The organism is Shewanella sp. SM87 (assembly GCF_025653705.1).
Classification (GTDB): Bacteria; Pseudomonadota; Gammaproteobacteria; order Enterobacterales; family Shewanellaceae; genus Shewanella; species Shewanella oncorhynchi.
In genome coordinates this window covers 137,012-152,522 of record NZ_JAKKSC010000002.1, presented here as the reverse complement: position 1 = coordinate 152,522, position 15,511 = coordinate 137,012, and the positions used below count along the sequence as shown (strand labels likewise).

Sequence of the window (15,511 nt, the reverse complement as noted above, 5' to 3'; positions counted from 1 at the left end):
ATGTAGACGCAGCCGTTGTTGGCCGCGGATGATACTGGAATATCCCAAAGATAGCTAAGACATCGCCTACACTTCGATAAAAAATTAGCGGCAAAAACTGAAATCTGTTGTTTAAAAAAACGCCTAAACTTATGTAATAACTGCTACTTAATATCACATTAATCACGATAAGAGTCTGCCAGTGCCGCGTAAACGTACGCTAACTTCCCCCCTCCTTCATCTCCCAATATTAGAATATGGCAAGTCAACCAAACCTTGATACTTAGTGTATTGATACTTGGTGTATTAATGTTACAGGGGTTGTTGTACAAGGAGCCACACTTACGCTTTATGTAACGAACACCTCGTCATTCACACCGCCTGCGTGAATATGCGATCTTGGTAGCTTTATTGAACAAAAAATTACTCTGCTTTTACAGTCACATCAATATGACTTATGCTTAGAGGCACTGATGGGACTACACTTAGCTGACTATGAAAGAAAAAGGATTGGGTATGGACGAAAGGCGTAAGTTTTCGCGGATTCTATTTGCCACGAGCGCACATCTACAACAAGGTGGTGCACAGTGGGAGACGACCATTCTCGATTTGAGTCTAAATGGCGCCTTGGTTGAAGAACCGCAAAATTTTATTAATTCGGGTGATGCTATTACCCTCAGTTTTGCCTTACCAGAATCTGACATTGAGATCCGTATGGAAACTGAGTTGGTCCATCAAAAAAATGCCCAATTAGGTTTGAAGTGTAACTTTATCGATGTTGATAGTATCAGCCACCTAAAACGTATGGTGGAACTGAACCTAGGTGATGCTTCTTTGCTGAATCGTGAACTCATGTTGTTTATCGAAAAACACAATATCACAGATTAAGACACTCGCTCACAAATACAAACAGCGCCTAATGGCGCTGTTTTGCTTGCTGGTGTTAATCTCACTCGCGAGCATTTGATGCTAAATCGCTTCTAGCGCTTCGGATAACTTAGAAACACCCACCACTTCCATCCCAGCTGGAGGCTTTTTCGGCACATTGGCCTTGGGCACGATTGCTCGCTTAAAACCATGCTTAGCGGCTTCGATTAATCGCTCTTGCCCATTGGGCACAGGACGAATTTCGCCGGACAGCCCGACCTCACCAAAGGCAACTAAATCGCTAGGTAAAATATCACCGCGAAAACTCGATACCATAGCAAGCAGCAAGGTTAAGTCGGCACTGGTTTCAGTCACTTTCACGCCACCCACCACGTTAACAAACACGTCCTGATCCGACATCTGCAAACCACCATGGCGGTGCATTACGGCAAGCAACATGGCCAAACGGTTTGCATCCATACCCACAGCCACGCGGCGCGGGTTAGCCATGGCCGAGTTATCCACCAATACTTGCAGTTCCACCAGTAGCGGCCGCGTGCCTTCCCAAACCACCATAACAAGCGAGCCAGATGATTCTTCTTCACCACGAGAGAGGAAGATTGCCGAAGGATTGGCGACTTCCTTTAAGCCGCGCTCTGTCATGGCAAATACGCCTAATTCATTGATCGCGCCAAAACGATTTTTATGGGAGCGCAAGGTGCGGTAACGACTATCGCTATCCCCTTCGAACATCACAGAGCAGTCGATACAATGTTCCAATACCTTGGGCCCAGCCAAACTGCCATCTTTGGTCACATGGCCGACCATAATCACGGCAATGCCATTTTCTTTCGCAAAACGGGTTAAGTAAGAAGCGGATTCACGCACCTGCGACACACTGCCAGGGCTCGATGCCACATCACTCATGTGCATCACTTGAATCGAGTCAACGACGATGACTTTAGGCAATTCTTTAAGGGCAACTTCACAAATTTGCTCGACGCTGGTTTCAGACAACATCCGCAATTTATTGGTTGGTAAACCAAGGCGATGGGCGCGCATCGCTACCTGCTGCAACGATTCTTCACCCGTGACATACAGTGCAGGCATTTGCTCGGCCAGATGACACAGAGTTTGCAATAAAAGCGTACTCTTACCTGCGCCTGGATGTCCGCCTATCAAAATGGCAGAACCTGGTACAATCCCACCACCGAGCACTCGATCTAATTCGCCAAAATGACTCAAGATCCGCGGTAATGCATTAAGATCGATTTGATCTAATGTCTTCACTTCATTGCTGCTTGCTCCGGCATAACCGACAAACTTAGTGCTGCGCCCAGGCGACACTGCACCGAGCCTCACCTCAGTGATCGTATTCCATTCTTGACAAGCGCTACACTGCCCTTGCCAACGGGGAAAGTCTTGTCCACACTCATTACATACGTACGCCGTTTTATTCTTTGCCATAACTCATTAAAATCTGTATAAAATCAATTTAAGTAACTGCGAATACTGCCGACATAAGACTAACAGCCCAATACAAAATAAGCATTAAAAAGAACCCTACATGAGTCTAGATAACCATAGTGCACTCATCGAACAGCTCAAGCCATTGCTCATGGAACCTAACTTCCAAGAGATTTTCCAGCAGCTGACGATAGATGAAACCAATTCGACCCGTTTTCTAGTGAAAATGGAACTCAGTCGTTTGGCTTCACCATGCACGCGAATTATCGATCTCAGGGATAAATCTGAGCTTCCTTGTGTTGAAGTGATGTTAGGTCAACAGCGACATTTTTTAGATGAACCCGCCAAAAACAGTATGCATGAGGCCATGTCACTGTTTCGCAACCAATATACCTTGGGAGTATACGAGTATGTGCTCAATGCTCACCAGCAACGTCGGTTAAAGTTGCGCCAAAGTGTCACGCAGGTAGAGGCCGCAGAATCAGAGCCTTTTATGGTGCCCGGCGTGGTATTAGGCAGTTATTTCAACCGCACAGAAGAGCGGATGAATTACAGTATTCGCATCGCAGCATCGCAAACCGGCCGTGGTGAAGTACAAGGGATAACTGCAGATTTATCCGTAGGTGGTGCCCGTATTCGCCTTGTAGCTAACCATCCCTTCGATCTCGACCATCCTCTAAAAATAAAGTTACTGGAACTCAGTGAAGAGTTTTACTATCCCGATCTCCAGCTCGGTGTTGACTATGAGGTTGTCGATAGCCAAACCAATGGTGAATATATTTGGTTAAGACTCAAGCGTATTGGGGGCAGCGAAGCCTTAAGTGAAATGCTTGGCAATTTAATCCGCGGCTACAAACTGCGTTACAAAGTAGATGTGAATGATGTGATAGTCACAGCAACAGGGCTTGGATTTGAGCGTCATTATTTACCCCATTTGCCGCACTTACCTTTATATTTCAATACTCAAACTCAAGGTTTGAGCCACATGCTACTCAGCCGAGATAACCAGCAGATAGTGCATTATTTTCAAGATGAAAATGATGTGAGCCAGTTACCAGCTATGCTGACACCAAGCCGTTTATCTGAGCTACTTAATCATCCTGAAAATCCCGACCATGGGCTATTTTTTAGCTTTACCTATAATGCCCAAGGTTGCTTATATTTTTACTCTGCCACCTTAGCAGAGCTTAAAGCTAAGGGCATGATGCCTTTATTTTTAGGCTTTGCATCGACCAAGCCCAGCTGGCGGATCTTCAAAGTCACCCAAGATAAAATTTATCATGATAAGGGTTATCGACGTGCGACCCTCCCAGGAGATGAAGCAAAATTTAGCCCATTGGTCGAACAACAATTATCACAATTTAGTCATTTGCTTCAGCTCATCGAAATCAGCAACGAAGATACCAGAGGCCATTACAAAGCTTGGCAAGACGATAGCAATGCCAACGCCCTAAAAACCTTTGGTCAACAAAGACTGACCACCAATCAAATTAAGTTAGTTTCCATGCAGTTTAGCGAGCGACGCCAAGAAGCGCGTTTCGCCTTTAAAACCTTAGTCAATGTGACTCAAGACAAGCACAAAGCCACGGGCATTACTTTAGATATTTCAAGCCGAGGCATGCAATTAACCTTGGATAATCCTGCAGATTTTTCATCAAATAAACCACTACTGTTAAGCTTCCCAAAGCTCCAAACCATTGCAGGCAAGACACAGCTAGATAACCTCCCCTATCGCTTAGTAAGAGTCCGTAAGAATGGCGTGACGCTGCATTTAACCGCAGTAATGGGTCATTCTCCCCATGTGGGAGTGGAGTTTTTAAATAAACTCATCGCTCATAATAAGGAAAAGTTAGAACAACTAACCGAAAACAATAGTGAGGCTAATGAACTAGCCGATGGTTTAAAAAATTTATTATTACGTGATTTGCATTCTGTGCCCTATTTTGTTGAAAAAACAACAAAAGCAGCTCAAGTCGCGTGTTTAGGCGTCGGCACGCGGCAAGATGAGGTCAGCGATATTTTTGCTGCGGGAACCTCAGATACCCTGCAATATAACTTAGCACCGCTACTAAAAGACGGATTCTTTAAACGGGATATTCTCGAACCTATCCGTCAGATGAAACCACAACAAGACATGGATTTCATTGAAGTGTTTGTCCAAGTAACTCGACAATCTCGCGGAAAAATTCATCTGAAGTGTATGCGAACGACAGAAATCGGTAACGCTCAAGCGCAGTTAGCCTTTATCAATCAAAGTAACATTACTGGCCGTTTTATTGCTCTACGCATTTACCGTGGCGCGACAGAGAAGCCAGACATGAGTTATCTGCGCCGCGAGTTGGAATACATTCATATTCATGCAAACCACAAAGCCAAACAGTTAGAAGAACAGTTATGGCGAGTGATTGGCGTCGGTGAACTCTTGGATATCACCCAAGAGGTTGAATTAAGATACCCAGTGCTCCACAAAAAACAGTCTTAACCATTTAACACCGCCAAATCAAAACTTAAATACCAATCACTAATTTTGGGGAAATGATCGCTGGTGGCATCTAAATGCGTCAGCATATCAGCATGACCATAGTCATGCTTAAAGCCATTCTCTTTAGAAAGAAGCGTTGATTTAACTCGTTTAAAGCCGCACTCTGCGACCATATCCGCCACATCTTCGGGATGCCCCAGCACAGTATCGTTCTGCCCTGAGATAAACCAAGCCGGTGGCCAATGAGCGCGCTTTGCCGCTTTCGCATAATCAAATCCATCGTCGTGATCGATCCAATCACCCTGCACCCAATCGATACTTTGAACTAACGAGGCGCGGCTCTCATTATCCATACCGATGCGCAGCTTATCGGCAGCAAGGTAACCTTGGCCCATCGCTAAGCCTGGCGCTAGACGGTTCCAAAAGACATCGACCATCAACCACTTTTTGAAGGACTTAACCCGAATCGTCCGCTTGCTACCGAAGGTAAGCAGTGAACGAACGCTTTGTTGTAACTCAGGATAACGGGCCAGACTGCTCGCCATTAACACCCCGCCCCATGAATGGGCGCACCAATGCACCTGCGAAGGCGACACGGCTTTGCGATCATCTTGAGCCGCTTGTTCTTGACAGGCTTTTTGATGTAAATCGAGAATGGCCTGCTGCACTAAAGGTAATTGCTCGCGGATCACTTCACCTTGCCCTAAGGTAAAATCACGATCAATTTTCGGCAAACTGAGCCCTCTGCCAGCAGTATCCAGTACATACACCACAAATCCCGCCTTAGCCAAAAAACAACCTAGGCCACGGCCACTTTGGCTATAGAACACCCGACCGTTAGACATGGCGCCATGGAGCATGAGAATAGGCGTTTTAGAAAAATCAGGCACCGACGGTAATAACTGCCGTAGATGCAGCTGTCCATCGCGGTACGGCAGGTAGATTGAGGACTGTGAAATGGGTGATGTTGAGCCTTGGGCGAGCTGAGTCAAAATAAGTCACTGGTAGTTTGTCAATCTCCCTAAACTACCAGCTCATCAATAAAAGACAAGAGTCATTACTCTAACTCAGTCCTTACTTAGGCTTTCATCTCGACTTATATTTCAAGTAAGTGAATAACCTAGATTTGCAACAGATAAGGTAAAACCCGCAGGTCGAGGTGGCGAATATTCGCATCCGCCGCCGCTACCAGCTTAGGTTTGGCATGGAAAGCGATACCAAAATCCGCCGCCATCACCATAGGGATATCATTCGCGCCATCGCCGATAGCGACTCTTTGACCTTTTTGAATGTCCCACTGCTCACTGCAACGCTCAACCACAACCGCCTTAAACTGCGCATCCACCACTTTACCCGTCACTTCACCCGCGAGTTTGCCGTCAGTGATGACTAACTCATTAGCAAAGGCCGCATCTAGGCTTAGCAGCTGCTTTAAATGGCCCACAAAAGGGGTAAAACCGCCGGATGCAACCACTAAGCGCCAGCCATGGGATTTAAGCTCCAAAAGCATGGGCTCAAGCCCTGGCATTAAAGGCAAGTTATCGCACAAAGTTGTAATAATACTGGCATCGGCGCCCTTAAGCTGTGCCACGCGCTGACGTAGACTCTGTTCAAAATCCAGCTCGCCTTGCATAGCACGTTCAGTAATCGCCGCCACGCGCTCGCCAACGCCCGCCATGGCCGCTAATTCATCAATACATTCAATCTGAATCGCCGTGGAATCCATGTCCATCACTAATAAGCCGGGATGATTCAAGCGAGGCAAATCAAAATTGATGACATGCAGTTCAGCCAAAGACTGAGGGAATGCCGCTAACTGTGCCTGAGAAGGCATATTCACCAGCGCCAACTCGATGCAATGTAAACCAACTTGGCGTTCGATATGGGCAATACCGATAACATCAGACTGAGACAACTGCGCAATCCAGGCCGATATCCCTGCCTGCGCTAACGTATCTTGATAGATCACACGCAAACGCGAAACACCAGCGGGGTTTGCTGACTCTTGATAACGTTCAAACACTTGCCCTTGGCGTTCAAACCTTGGGGAATGGTCAGAGACTAACCACAAAAAAAGCGCATCTTGGTTCAAGCTTTCCATCGGACTTAAATTCTCCAACTATCGGGCTCACTCAGAATCAATTATGATTAGGCAAGCGCTCTACATTTTAAGGGTCAAAGTGTTATATCTTAAAGGGCTAAAGAAAAGCCATAAAATCAGTCGACTGATCCAAATTGCCGCCGCCTTCGCCTTGATATTCGGCTTAGTACAATTGTGGCAGACAAGCCTACTACAAGGTCAGCTGCTTCTAAAGTCCCAAACTCAAAAGATGGCCAGATTACTGGTACAGCAAACCGCTTATGGTGCCGCGCCCGCGCTACAACTGCAAAATTACGAACAGTTGCAATGGCTCGCCAGCGCTTTAGTAGAAGATCCTAAGGTAATGTCCGCCGCCATCTTCAGTGACCAAGGCATGCGGCTATCCTTCGCTCAAAGCATCACTAAGGATGTAGTTGATCCTGACTCGGAAGAAATGAATTTGCTGCTAAGCAAATATCCTCCCTATGTAGAGCCCGTGATCCAAGAAGGGAAAAATCTAGGTTATGTCGAAGTCAGGCTTGATACCAAGTTATTTTTCAACGAAATCAAAGAAGCCCATAATTTAAACATGGAACAACAACAAATCATGCTGCTGGTTGCAGGCTTGATTGGTATGTTGCTTTCGCGCTCTTTGTCTTTCAAACGCGCCGATTTTGACCGCCGCCGTTTTCGGGTTAAATTGCGTCAATCGCCGAAAAAATCTAAGAAAAAATCCTCAGCTGAAGAGCCATCTGAAAGTGCGAGTGATGGATCAGCGCAAGTGCTAACCGAAGATCAACCTGTGTCGACCACTGATCATCCACAAGAGAAAGCGGCTAAATCCACTAAGGCGCCAAAAGCCGTAACAGAGACAAATGTCGATAAGCTCACTCAGACCAGCGTGCAAACTAAGACCGAAAAAACGTCAGAAAAATCATTGGAGTTACAGGATAATACAGCAGTTAAAAACGCGACAAACGATGCGGAACAAGCGGCACCTGTAAAGGTTAAACCTAAGGTTAAAAGTGTCCGTCAGGTAAAACACGCGGCTAAAGCAACAGCCGTTACGGCCGAAACCTCGACGCCAAAAACGCCCAGCGAGCCAAGCGATCTCGACACTGATTCAACCGGTTAATAGTTATCCCAATAGATAGGGTAAATCACTAATCTATTGATAGCTTCGCTATAAATACTAAGCCATAAACAACCAATTTCTAATAACCAATCCATAAATAACAAGGTCGAATAGAAAAGCAGCTAAGAATTGGCATAAAAAAGGGTCCGCAATGCGAACCCTCTTTTCAGTAGCACACTCTTACACAGTTACAGTGTAATCGCCGCTTCTAATGTCATGATGATCATGTCATTGAATGTGGTTTGACGTTCTTCTGCAGAAGTCTTTTCACCGGTGCGGATATGATCAGATACAGTCACAACACACAGGGCACGTGCACCAAACTCATGGGCAACACCGTACAGACCAGCCGCTTCCATTTCAACGCCTAACACGCCCATCTTCTCCATCACATCGAACATTTGTGGATCAGGAGTGTAGAACAGGTCCGCAGAGAAAATGTTACCTACGCGGATTTTAGTGCCACGAACTTTCGCAGATTCGATAACCGCATTCATCAGCTCATAGTTAGCGATAGCGGCAAAATCTTGGCCTTTAAAACGTAAACGGTTAACCGCTGAGTCAGTACATGCACCCATACCGATGATCACGTCACGTACTTTAACGTCAGTGCTGATCGCACCACAAGTACCCACACGGATCAGGTTCTTAACGCCGTAATCACGAATTAATTCAGTTGCATAGATAGAGCATGAAGGAATACCCATGCCAGAACCCATTACTGAAATACGCTTACCTTTGTAAGTACCAGTAAAACCTAGCATGTTTCGAACATCAGTCACTTGCTCAACATTTTCTAAGAATGTTTCAGCAATATATTTTGCACGTAATGGATCGCCTGGAAACAGCATTGTCTCAGCGAATGCGCCCTCTACAGCATTAATGTGTGGTGTTGCCATCGAAATAACCCCTGTTTATTTTATTAAGACTTAAGTCTTTGTTTACTGACGGCAAATGTCAGCCGCCAAATCGAAATAAATGCTAATTTGCCTAAAGGAACGATTCGCCATAGGCCATAGGTTCAAGCTTAAAGTGGCTCGCAATAGATTGGCCGATATCAGCAAAGCTATTACGACGACCCAGCGATCCCGCTTTCAATCCAGCGCCAAAGACTAATACTGGCACATATTCACGGGTATGATCCGTGCCTTGCCATGTTGGATCGCAACCGTGATCCGCCGTTAAAATCAGCAGATCATTTTCACCTAGTAATGCGAGCATTTCAGGCAAACGGGCATCGAAATATTCCAGCCCTTTGGCATAGCCAGCAACATCACGGCGATGACCGTAGTGAGAGTCGAAATCAACGAAGTTAGTAAACACTATAGTGTTATCACCCGCAGATTTCACTTCGGCTAAGGTCGCATCGAAAAGTGCTTCTAAGCCGTTCGCCTTCACTTTTTTAGTGATACCACAGTAAGCATAAATGTCGGCAATCTTGCCTACACTCACCACTTCACCGCCAGCCTCTTTCAGCTTATCGAGTACAGTTTTTGCAGGTGGCGTGAGCGAATAATCCTTACGATTGCCGGTACGGGCAAAATCACTTGGACCAGTACCATCAAATGGACGGGCAATGACGCGACCTATGTTGTAAGGCTCTAACTCTTCACGGGTTATTTCGCAAAGACGATAGAGATTTTCTAAACCAAACGTTTCTTCATGGCAAGCGATTTGGAATACTGAATCAGCAGAGGTGTAGAAAATAGGCTTGCCAGAGCGCATGTGCTCTTCGCCTAACTCTTCTAAAATGGTTGTACCTGAGGCATGGCAATTACCTAAGAATCCATCCAGACCTGCACGGGCTAAGATCTTATCCGTCAGTTCTTTAGGGAAAGAATTTTGGTGCTCGCTGAAATAACCCCACTCGAATAGTACGGGCACGCCCGCCATCTCCCAGTGACCGCTCGGCGTATCTTTACCCGAACTTAACTCTTGTGCATGACCATAAGCACCAATCAGCTCAACATTATCGCCAAAACCGGGTGCAAAGGCACCAGTACTTTCCATCGCTGCATGGCCTAAACCTAAGCGCGCTAAGTTAGGTAATTTCAGCGGGCCTTCACGGCCAATATCGGCTTTGCCTTCGGCGCATGCTTTAGCAATATGACCAAAGGTATCGGAACCGACATCACCAAAGCTTGCTGCATCAGCAGAAGCACCGACTCCAAAGGAGTCCAACATCATAATAATGGTACGTTTCATAATTCTTCCTTAAAGATCTGATGCACGAATATAGGCATAGATCTCAGGTGTTTTTTCTGGTGCGGTTTCACCAATGTGAATCGCTTTTTTCACCGCAAGTTCAGCTTCCGCGAAGGCGGCTTCAGACTGTGCATGGATAACGGCAATCGGCGTAGATGAATCCACTTTATCGCCTAGGGCACACACTTGGGTTAAGCCAACACTATAGTCTAGTGCATCACCGGGCTTACGGCGGCCGCCACCTAAGGTCACAACCGCTAAACCTAATTCACGGGTATCCATGCTATAGGCATAACCTTGCATATCGGCAAAAACTGGACGAATAATTTGTGATTGCGGTAGGTATTTACTGTAGTTTTCAACAAAATCGACTGGGCCACCAAGACCCGACACCATCTTGCCAAAGAGTTCTGCAGCGCGACCATTATCGAGCACACGATTCAGTTTAGCGCGAGCGTCGGCTTCATTGCTTGCAAGACCGCCCAGAAGCAACATCTCAGCGCAAAGACCCATAGTGACTTCATATAAACGCGGGTTACGGTAAGCACCCGTTAAAAAGTCGATGGCTTCTTTCACTTCAACTGCGTTACCGGCGCAAGATGCAAGCACTTGATTCATATCGGTAAGCAAAGCTGTCGTTTTAGTGCCCGCGCCATTAGCAACAGCTGCAATACTGCGAGCTAATTCTTCCGATGCTTCATAGGTTGGCATGAAAGCACCGCTACCGACTTTCACGTCCATCGCCAACGCATCTAAATTACAGGCTAATTTCTTAGACAGAATTGACGCTGTGATGAGGGAAATAGATTCAACGGTGGCGGTATTATCGCGGATAGAATAGAAACGTTTGTCGGCAGGAACGAGATCGCCTGTTTGACCAATAATCGCCACACCGACTTCTTTAACCACTTTGCGGAACAATTCACTTGATGGCTCAGTTTGATAACCCGGAATGGCATCAAACTTATCGAGCGTGCCGCCCGTATGACCTAGGCCACGCCCAGAAATCATAGGCACATAACCACCACAAGCCGCAGCCATAGGACCAAGCATGAGACTAATCACATCGCCCACACCGCCAGTGCTGTGTTTGTCGATAACAGGGCCATTGAGTCCCAATGACTGCCAATTAAGTACAGTGCCAGAATCACGCATCGCTGTCGTTAAAGCGATTCTTTCATCCATATTCATGTCATTAAAGTACACAGCCATGCCTAATGCGGCAATCTGACCTTCGGACACTGCGTTAGTAGTGATACCTTGAACAAAAAACTGTATTTCTGCGGAACTTAGCGCTAAACCATTACGTTTTTTACGAATAATCTCTTGAGCTAGAAACATGATACTGCCTCCAAGATAGGCACTAACAACCTTGTAGCTAGTGCTTATCTTTGCAATGAAACATCAAAACTGTAGCAATATTACAAGTTCATACTATCGAAGTTTTGAGTTTGCCAAATAGATTTAGGTCACACTTAATTAGGCTCGCTATACGCTGATAGTATTAATCAGCGATAGTTTGCAATTAATAGCCTTGAGTCGGCTTAGGCGCATCAGCTAATTCTAGTGTGTGTAACAAGCTGTTTAGTAAACTTGAAGCACCAAATCTAAAGGTACGTGGTGAAACCCAATCAGCACCTAAAATACGCTCAGCAACACCGAGGAATTCAGCCGCTTGTGCAGCATCACGCACACCACCGGCAGGCTTGAAGCCTACTTGGGTATTCTTCTCGCTAATCACAGTTAACATGATTTCAGCGGCTTCAAGTGTGGCGTTTACAGGCACTTTACCAGTAGAGGTTTTAATAAAGTCAGCACCTGCATCGATTGAAAGCTCAGATGCACGACGGATAAGTGCAGGAGCAGCTAACACGCCAGATTCGATGATGACTTTTAACAAGACTTCACCACAGGCTTCTTTACAGGCTTTAACTAATTCAAAACCAATTGTTTCATTGCCTTCCATCAGTGCGCGGTATGGGAATACCACGTCAACTTCGTCAGCACCATAGGCAACAGCGGCGCGAGTTTCTAACACAGCAATGGCAATGTCATCATTGCCATGGGGAAAGTTAGTCACAGTGGCGATTTGGATATCTTCAGCACCGATTTCATCTAACGTCTTGCGTGCAATCGGGATGAAACGTGGGTAAATGCAGATAGCGGCAGTATTGCCCGCAGCCGTTTTCGCTTTGTGGCACAGGTCGATCACTTTTTGATCTGTGTCGTCATCATTCAAAGTCGTTAAGTCCATTAACTCAATGGCGCGTTGTGCTGCTTTTTTTAAATCAGTCATAATAGCTCTCCAAAATAAAAATTAAATGAATAGAAATCAGTCGCATAAAAGCAACGCTTGAGAGGTGGCATTATTTTGATTATTTTTATATGGCCGGGCCTTCAGGCGGTGCCGAGTAATTTGCTTGTACAAACTACCTTGTTGTAGGTATTCAATCTTGCCTAAGTCATAAAGAGCAATAGGCATCCTGACACTTAAAATAACTTATAAGTGACCACGACTTGAATCCTTGAAGACCGGAAGAGAGGATACGAATAAAATCTTGCTCCTACTTTTCCGCGAAAAATCCATTTTAGCGCGAGAAAAACACAAACCTTTATATAAACCCACTTGTTAGCCTAATAGGCTTAGATAAAGACTCATGGTAAAACTAAAGATGGAGCCGCATAATGCGGCTCCAACAAGCAATAATTACAAGAGATTAGAACTTGTAAGTTGCTGACAGGTAGTGTGACCAACCTGTTGATTCTAGAGCTAGAGCACCAGCACCATCTTCTAACAGATAAACGTCTTTGAAGCCTTTCAAGCCATAGCCCAGAGCATAACGATCTGAATGCCAGTATAGGCCGAAGAAGATGTTACCACCGTTTGACGTTTTTGGTACGAAAGCAGCTTGGTCTTCATCTGCACCGAATTGATAATCGATGTAACCTTGGAATGACAGGAAGCTCTTGTTATCAAAGAAGTAGAAAGGTTTGAACCAGTTAGCAGAGAACTGATATCCGTTCCACTCTTTAGCATTCAGGTCGTAAAAACCATATAGGTTCATACCTGTTTTGCCTAACCAAGGCACGTTTACATCAGCACCAACACCCCAGAATGAAGAGTTAACGCCTTCACCATTCAGACCGTCCCAGTTGAACAGAGTAGAGAAGTAAACTTCTTGAACTGGGCCAAAAGATAAGTCTTTACCAGTCAAAGCATCGATAGACACACGTGGAGCAAACTTCATGAAAATTTTGCTTGTGCCAGAACCTGGGTTCTTGTCACCGTTGCTGCTTGATTGGTTTGCTAAGTTGAATACGTCAACATAACCGTATAGATCGAATACGCCAGAACGACCGCCGAATTCCATTTCTAAATAGTTGTGTTGATCGCCTGTTGCTGGGTTATCTGGCTTTTCACCAATAGAGTACATAGCGTTGAACTGCATCCACTTATAATCAGTACCGTGAAGATCAGTACGATCAGCAGCAAATGCGTTGCCAGAGATTGCTGCTACTGCAGTAGCGGCTAAAGCTAAAGTTTTAACGTTTTTCATCATCAACCCCATTTATCTTGTTTGCTACCATCGAGGGTAGCGTTCTTTTTGTGGCGTTCGCATTCTACCTAGATTAAAAAAAATCTCAATAATCTAGCGTAAAATCACAAACACAAAATTCTTAATTGTGAACAAAGTCGCGACTTCTGCATTACGATTAATTAACGTAACCGTAGACTCACGACATTTAAGACAGAATGACAGCTACACTTCAGTTGCATTCTGTGTCTTTCAATTGGAGAAACTATTCACTACAGGAATCACTACTGGAAAATGGTTGAATTAACTTAGGCCCTGCCCTGCATGGTCAGGACCCAGTTAGTGGGGTTTCCCCCTGCTGCTGTTACTTAGATAGCTAAGAACAAACCAGCAAGTGTTGCGCTCATTAAGTTAGCTAAAGAGCCGGCGATAACCGCACGAATACCCATTGTAGCTAAATCATGACGACGGTTAGGAGCCATAGCACCTAAACCACCAAGCAAAATCGCGATTGAAGACAAGTTAGCGAAACCACACAGAGCAAACGAAATAATCGCTTGTGTTCTATGAGTCATCACAGCTTGAGTTTCAGCAACGCATAACGGCAGGCCTTTAACAACTTCAGCAGCAACCGCTGTACAAGTAGTGGCAGCATCAGAGATATATGGAGCAAAGTTTAAGTAAGCAACGAATTCGTTAACAATGATCTTTTGACCGATGAAAGAACCTGCTACTAATGCTTCATTCCAAGGCACACCGATAAGGAATGCTAATGGCATAAACACATAGCCAAGGATCAGTTCAAGTGTTAAACCTTCAACGCCAAACCAACCACCCACACCACCAATAATACCGTTGACCATAGCGATCAAACCAACGAAGGCTAACAACATAGCGCCTACGTTTAAGGCTAAATGCATACCAGATGAAGCACCTGCAGCAGCGGCGTCTAATACGTTAGCTGGTTTGTCAGGATCTTCTGGTAAATCGCTCATGTCATTTTTAGCAGCTTCAGTTTCAGGGTGCATCAGTTTAGCCATTAATAGACCACCTGGTGCTGCCATGAATGAAGCGGCAACTAAGTATTCGATAGGTACACCCATCTGCGCGTAACCAGCTAATACTGAACCCGCGATTGATGCCAAACCACCCACCATGATCGCAAACAGTTCAGACTGCGTCATAGTTGGAATGAATGGGCGAACCACTAATGGGGCTTCAGTCTGACCAACGAAGATGTTAGCAGTTGCTGACATAGATTCAGTACGGCTTGTGCCCAATGCTTTTTGTAAACCACCACCGATGATACGGATGATCCACTGCATAACGCCTAAGTAATATAGAACCGCAATCAGAGAAGAGAAAAACACAATAACGGGTAACACGTTAACTGCGAAGATAAAGCCAAGTTTGAAGTTAGCTAAATCACCAAACAGGAAACCGATACCGTTTTGTGCGTAACCAATAACGCTAGAAACCGCATCAGACATTCCTTTCAGAATGTCTTTACCAACAGGAATATACAGTACAAAACCACCGAAGGCAGCTTGGATAGCTAACGCGCCGCCCACTGTACGTAAATTAATTGCTTTTTTGTTATTCGATAGGAGGAAACCTATCGCAAGTAGGGTGACCACCCCTACTAAACTCATTAATATATCCATTAACCATCACCCTATTGTTAACACTTTTTAATTATGTTGTTAATCAACCTATTTCCGAGTCAGATTATACCCGAGGCAAAGTCGAAAATCGTCGTT

At 45.2% G+C, this 15,511-nt stretch carries 12 protein-coding genes; 3 read left to right on the top strand and 9 right to left on the bottom strand.

From position 1 onward, the window contains the following. Positions 1 to 495 precede the first annotated feature (495 nt). Positions 496 to 867, top strand: a complete 372-nt coding sequence (locus tag L5M11_RS02295; protein WP_173243387.1) for a PilZ domain-containing protein — start codon at positions 496 to 498, stop codon at positions 865 to 867. An 81-nt stretch (positions 868 to 948) separates the two neighbouring features. On the opposite strand, the gene radA is transcribed toward L5M11_RS02295, so the two are convergent. Next, on the bottom strand, positions 949 to 2,313 hold the full coding sequence (gene radA, locus L5M11_RS02290) for a DNA repair protein RadA (RefSeq protein ID WP_263191248.1): 1,365 nt from the start codon (positions 2,311 to 2,313) through the stop codon (positions 949 to 951). Positions 2,314 to 2,413: 100 nt separating this feature from the next. Here radA and L5M11_RS02285 point away from each other — a divergent pair, with 100 nt between their 5' ends. Then, entirely contained in the window at positions 2,414 to 4,795 is a 2,382-nt protein-coding gene (locus L5M11_RS02285; protein ID WP_263191247.1) for a PilZ domain-containing protein, read from the top strand. Here the strand turns inward: L5M11_RS02285 and L5M11_RS02280 are convergent. After that, positions 4,792 to 5,787, bottom strand: a complete 996-nt coding sequence (locus L5M11_RS02280) for an alpha/beta fold hydrolase (protein WP_226059603.1) — start codon at positions 5,785 to 5,787, stop codon at positions 4,792 to 4,794. The two genes, L5M11_RS02285 and L5M11_RS02280, sit on opposite strands and share 4 nt — an antisense overlap. A 128-nt stretch (positions 5,788 to 5,915) precedes the next feature. Further along, positions 5,916 to 6,896 carry a phosphoserine phosphatase SerB gene (serB, locus tag L5M11_RS02275; protein ID WP_263191243.1) on the bottom strand — a complete coding sequence of 327 codons (981 nt, stop codon included), beginning with the start codon at positions 6,894 to 6,896 and terminating at the stop codon, positions 5,916 to 5,918. 79 nt (positions 6,897 to 6,975) lie between these two features. Between serB and L5M11_RS02270 the strand changes: the two genes are divergently transcribed. Continuing rightward, positions 6,976 to 8,010, top strand: coding sequence for a YtjB family periplasmic protein (locus L5M11_RS02270; protein ID WP_411569283.1), 1,035 nt, complete (start codon positions 6,976 to 6,978; stop codon positions 8,008 to 8,010). A gap of 188 nt (positions 8,011 to 8,198) precedes the next feature. On the opposite strand, the gene deoD is transcribed toward L5M11_RS02270, so the two are convergent. The 6 genes from deoD to L5M11_RS02240 all read right to left on the bottom strand — a co-directional run bounded on the left by deoD (position 8,199) and on the right by L5M11_RS02240 (position 15,415). After that, complete coding sequence (deoD, locus tag L5M11_RS02265) at positions 8,199 to 8,909, bottom strand: purine-nucleoside phosphorylase (protein ID WP_006082701.1); 711 nt, start codon at positions 8,907 to 8,909, stop codon at positions 8,199 to 8,201. A gap of 91 nt (positions 8,910 to 9,000) precedes the next feature. Further along, positions 9,001 to 10,215, bottom strand: coding sequence for a phosphopentomutase (locus L5M11_RS02260; protein WP_263191238.1), 1,215 nt, complete (start codon positions 10,213 to 10,215; stop codon positions 9,001 to 9,003). Positions 10,216 to 10,224: 9 nt separating this feature from the next. Continuing rightward, a complete protein-coding gene (deoA, locus tag L5M11_RS02255) occupies positions 10,225 to 11,556 on the bottom strand; it encodes a thymidine phosphorylase (protein ID WP_173243376.1) in 1,332 nt (443 codons plus the stop codon). A 184-nt stretch (positions 11,557 to 11,740) separates the two neighbouring features. Beyond that, positions 11,741 to 12,511 (bottom strand): deoxyribose-phosphate aldolase, encoded by a 771-nt coding sequence (deoC, locus tag L5M11_RS02250; RefSeq protein WP_173497508.1) that lies wholly within the window; start codon positions 12,509 to 12,511, stop codon positions 11,741 to 11,743. A 421-nt stretch (positions 12,512 to 12,932) separates the two neighbouring features. After that, on the bottom strand, positions 12,933 to 13,772 hold the full coding sequence (locus L5M11_RS02245) for an outer membrane protein OmpK (RefSeq protein WP_113939307.1): 840 nt from the start codon (positions 13,770 to 13,772) through the stop codon (positions 12,933 to 12,935). A 347-nt stretch (positions 13,773 to 14,119) separates the two neighbouring features. After that, complete coding sequence (locus tag L5M11_RS02240) at positions 14,120 to 15,415, bottom strand: NupC/NupG family nucleoside CNT transporter (protein WP_263140119.1); 1,296 nt, start codon at positions 15,413 to 15,415, stop codon at positions 14,120 to 14,122. Between the last annotated feature and the right edge of the window lie 96 nt (positions 15,416 to 15,511).

Bases quoted from the DNA above. Each gene is read 5' to 3' on its own strand.
- L5M11_RS02260 (WP_263191238.1), bottom strand. From the start codon at position 10,215: ATGAAACGTACCATTATTATGATGTTGGACTCCTTTGGAGTCGGTGCT.
- deoD (WP_006082701.1), bottom strand. From the start codon at position 8,909: ATGGCAACACCACACATTAATGCTGTAGAGGGCGCATTCGCTGAGACA.
- deoA (WP_173243376.1), bottom strand. From the start codon at position 11,556: ATGTTTCTAGCTCAAGAGATTATTCGTAAAAAACGTAATGGTTTAGCG.
- deoC (WP_173497508.1), bottom strand. From the start codon at position 12,511: ATGACTGATTTAAAAAAAGCAGCACAACGCGCCATTGAGTTAATGGAC.
- radA (WP_263191248.1), bottom strand. From the start codon at position 2,313: ATGGCAAAGAATAAAACGGCGTACGTATGTAATGAGTGTGGACAAGAC.
- L5M11_RS02245 (WP_113939307.1), bottom strand. From the start codon at position 13,772: ATGAAAAACGTTAAAACTTTAGCTTTAGCCGCTACTGCAGTAGCAGCA.
- L5M11_RS02295 (WP_173243387.1), top strand. From the start codon at position 496: ATGGACGAAAGGCGTAAGTTTTCGCGGATTCTATTTGCCACGAGCGCA.
- serB (WP_263191243.1), bottom strand. From the start codon at position 6,896: ATGGAAAGCTTGAACCAAGATGCGCTTTTTTTGTGGTTAGTCTCTGAC.
- L5M11_RS02240 (WP_263140119.1), bottom strand. From the start codon at position 15,415: ATGGATATATTAATGAGTTTAGTAGGGGTGGTCACCCTACTTGCGATA.
- L5M11_RS02285 (WP_263191247.1), top strand. From the start codon at position 2,414: ATGAGTCTAGATAACCATAGTGCACTCATCGAACAGCTCAAGCCATTG.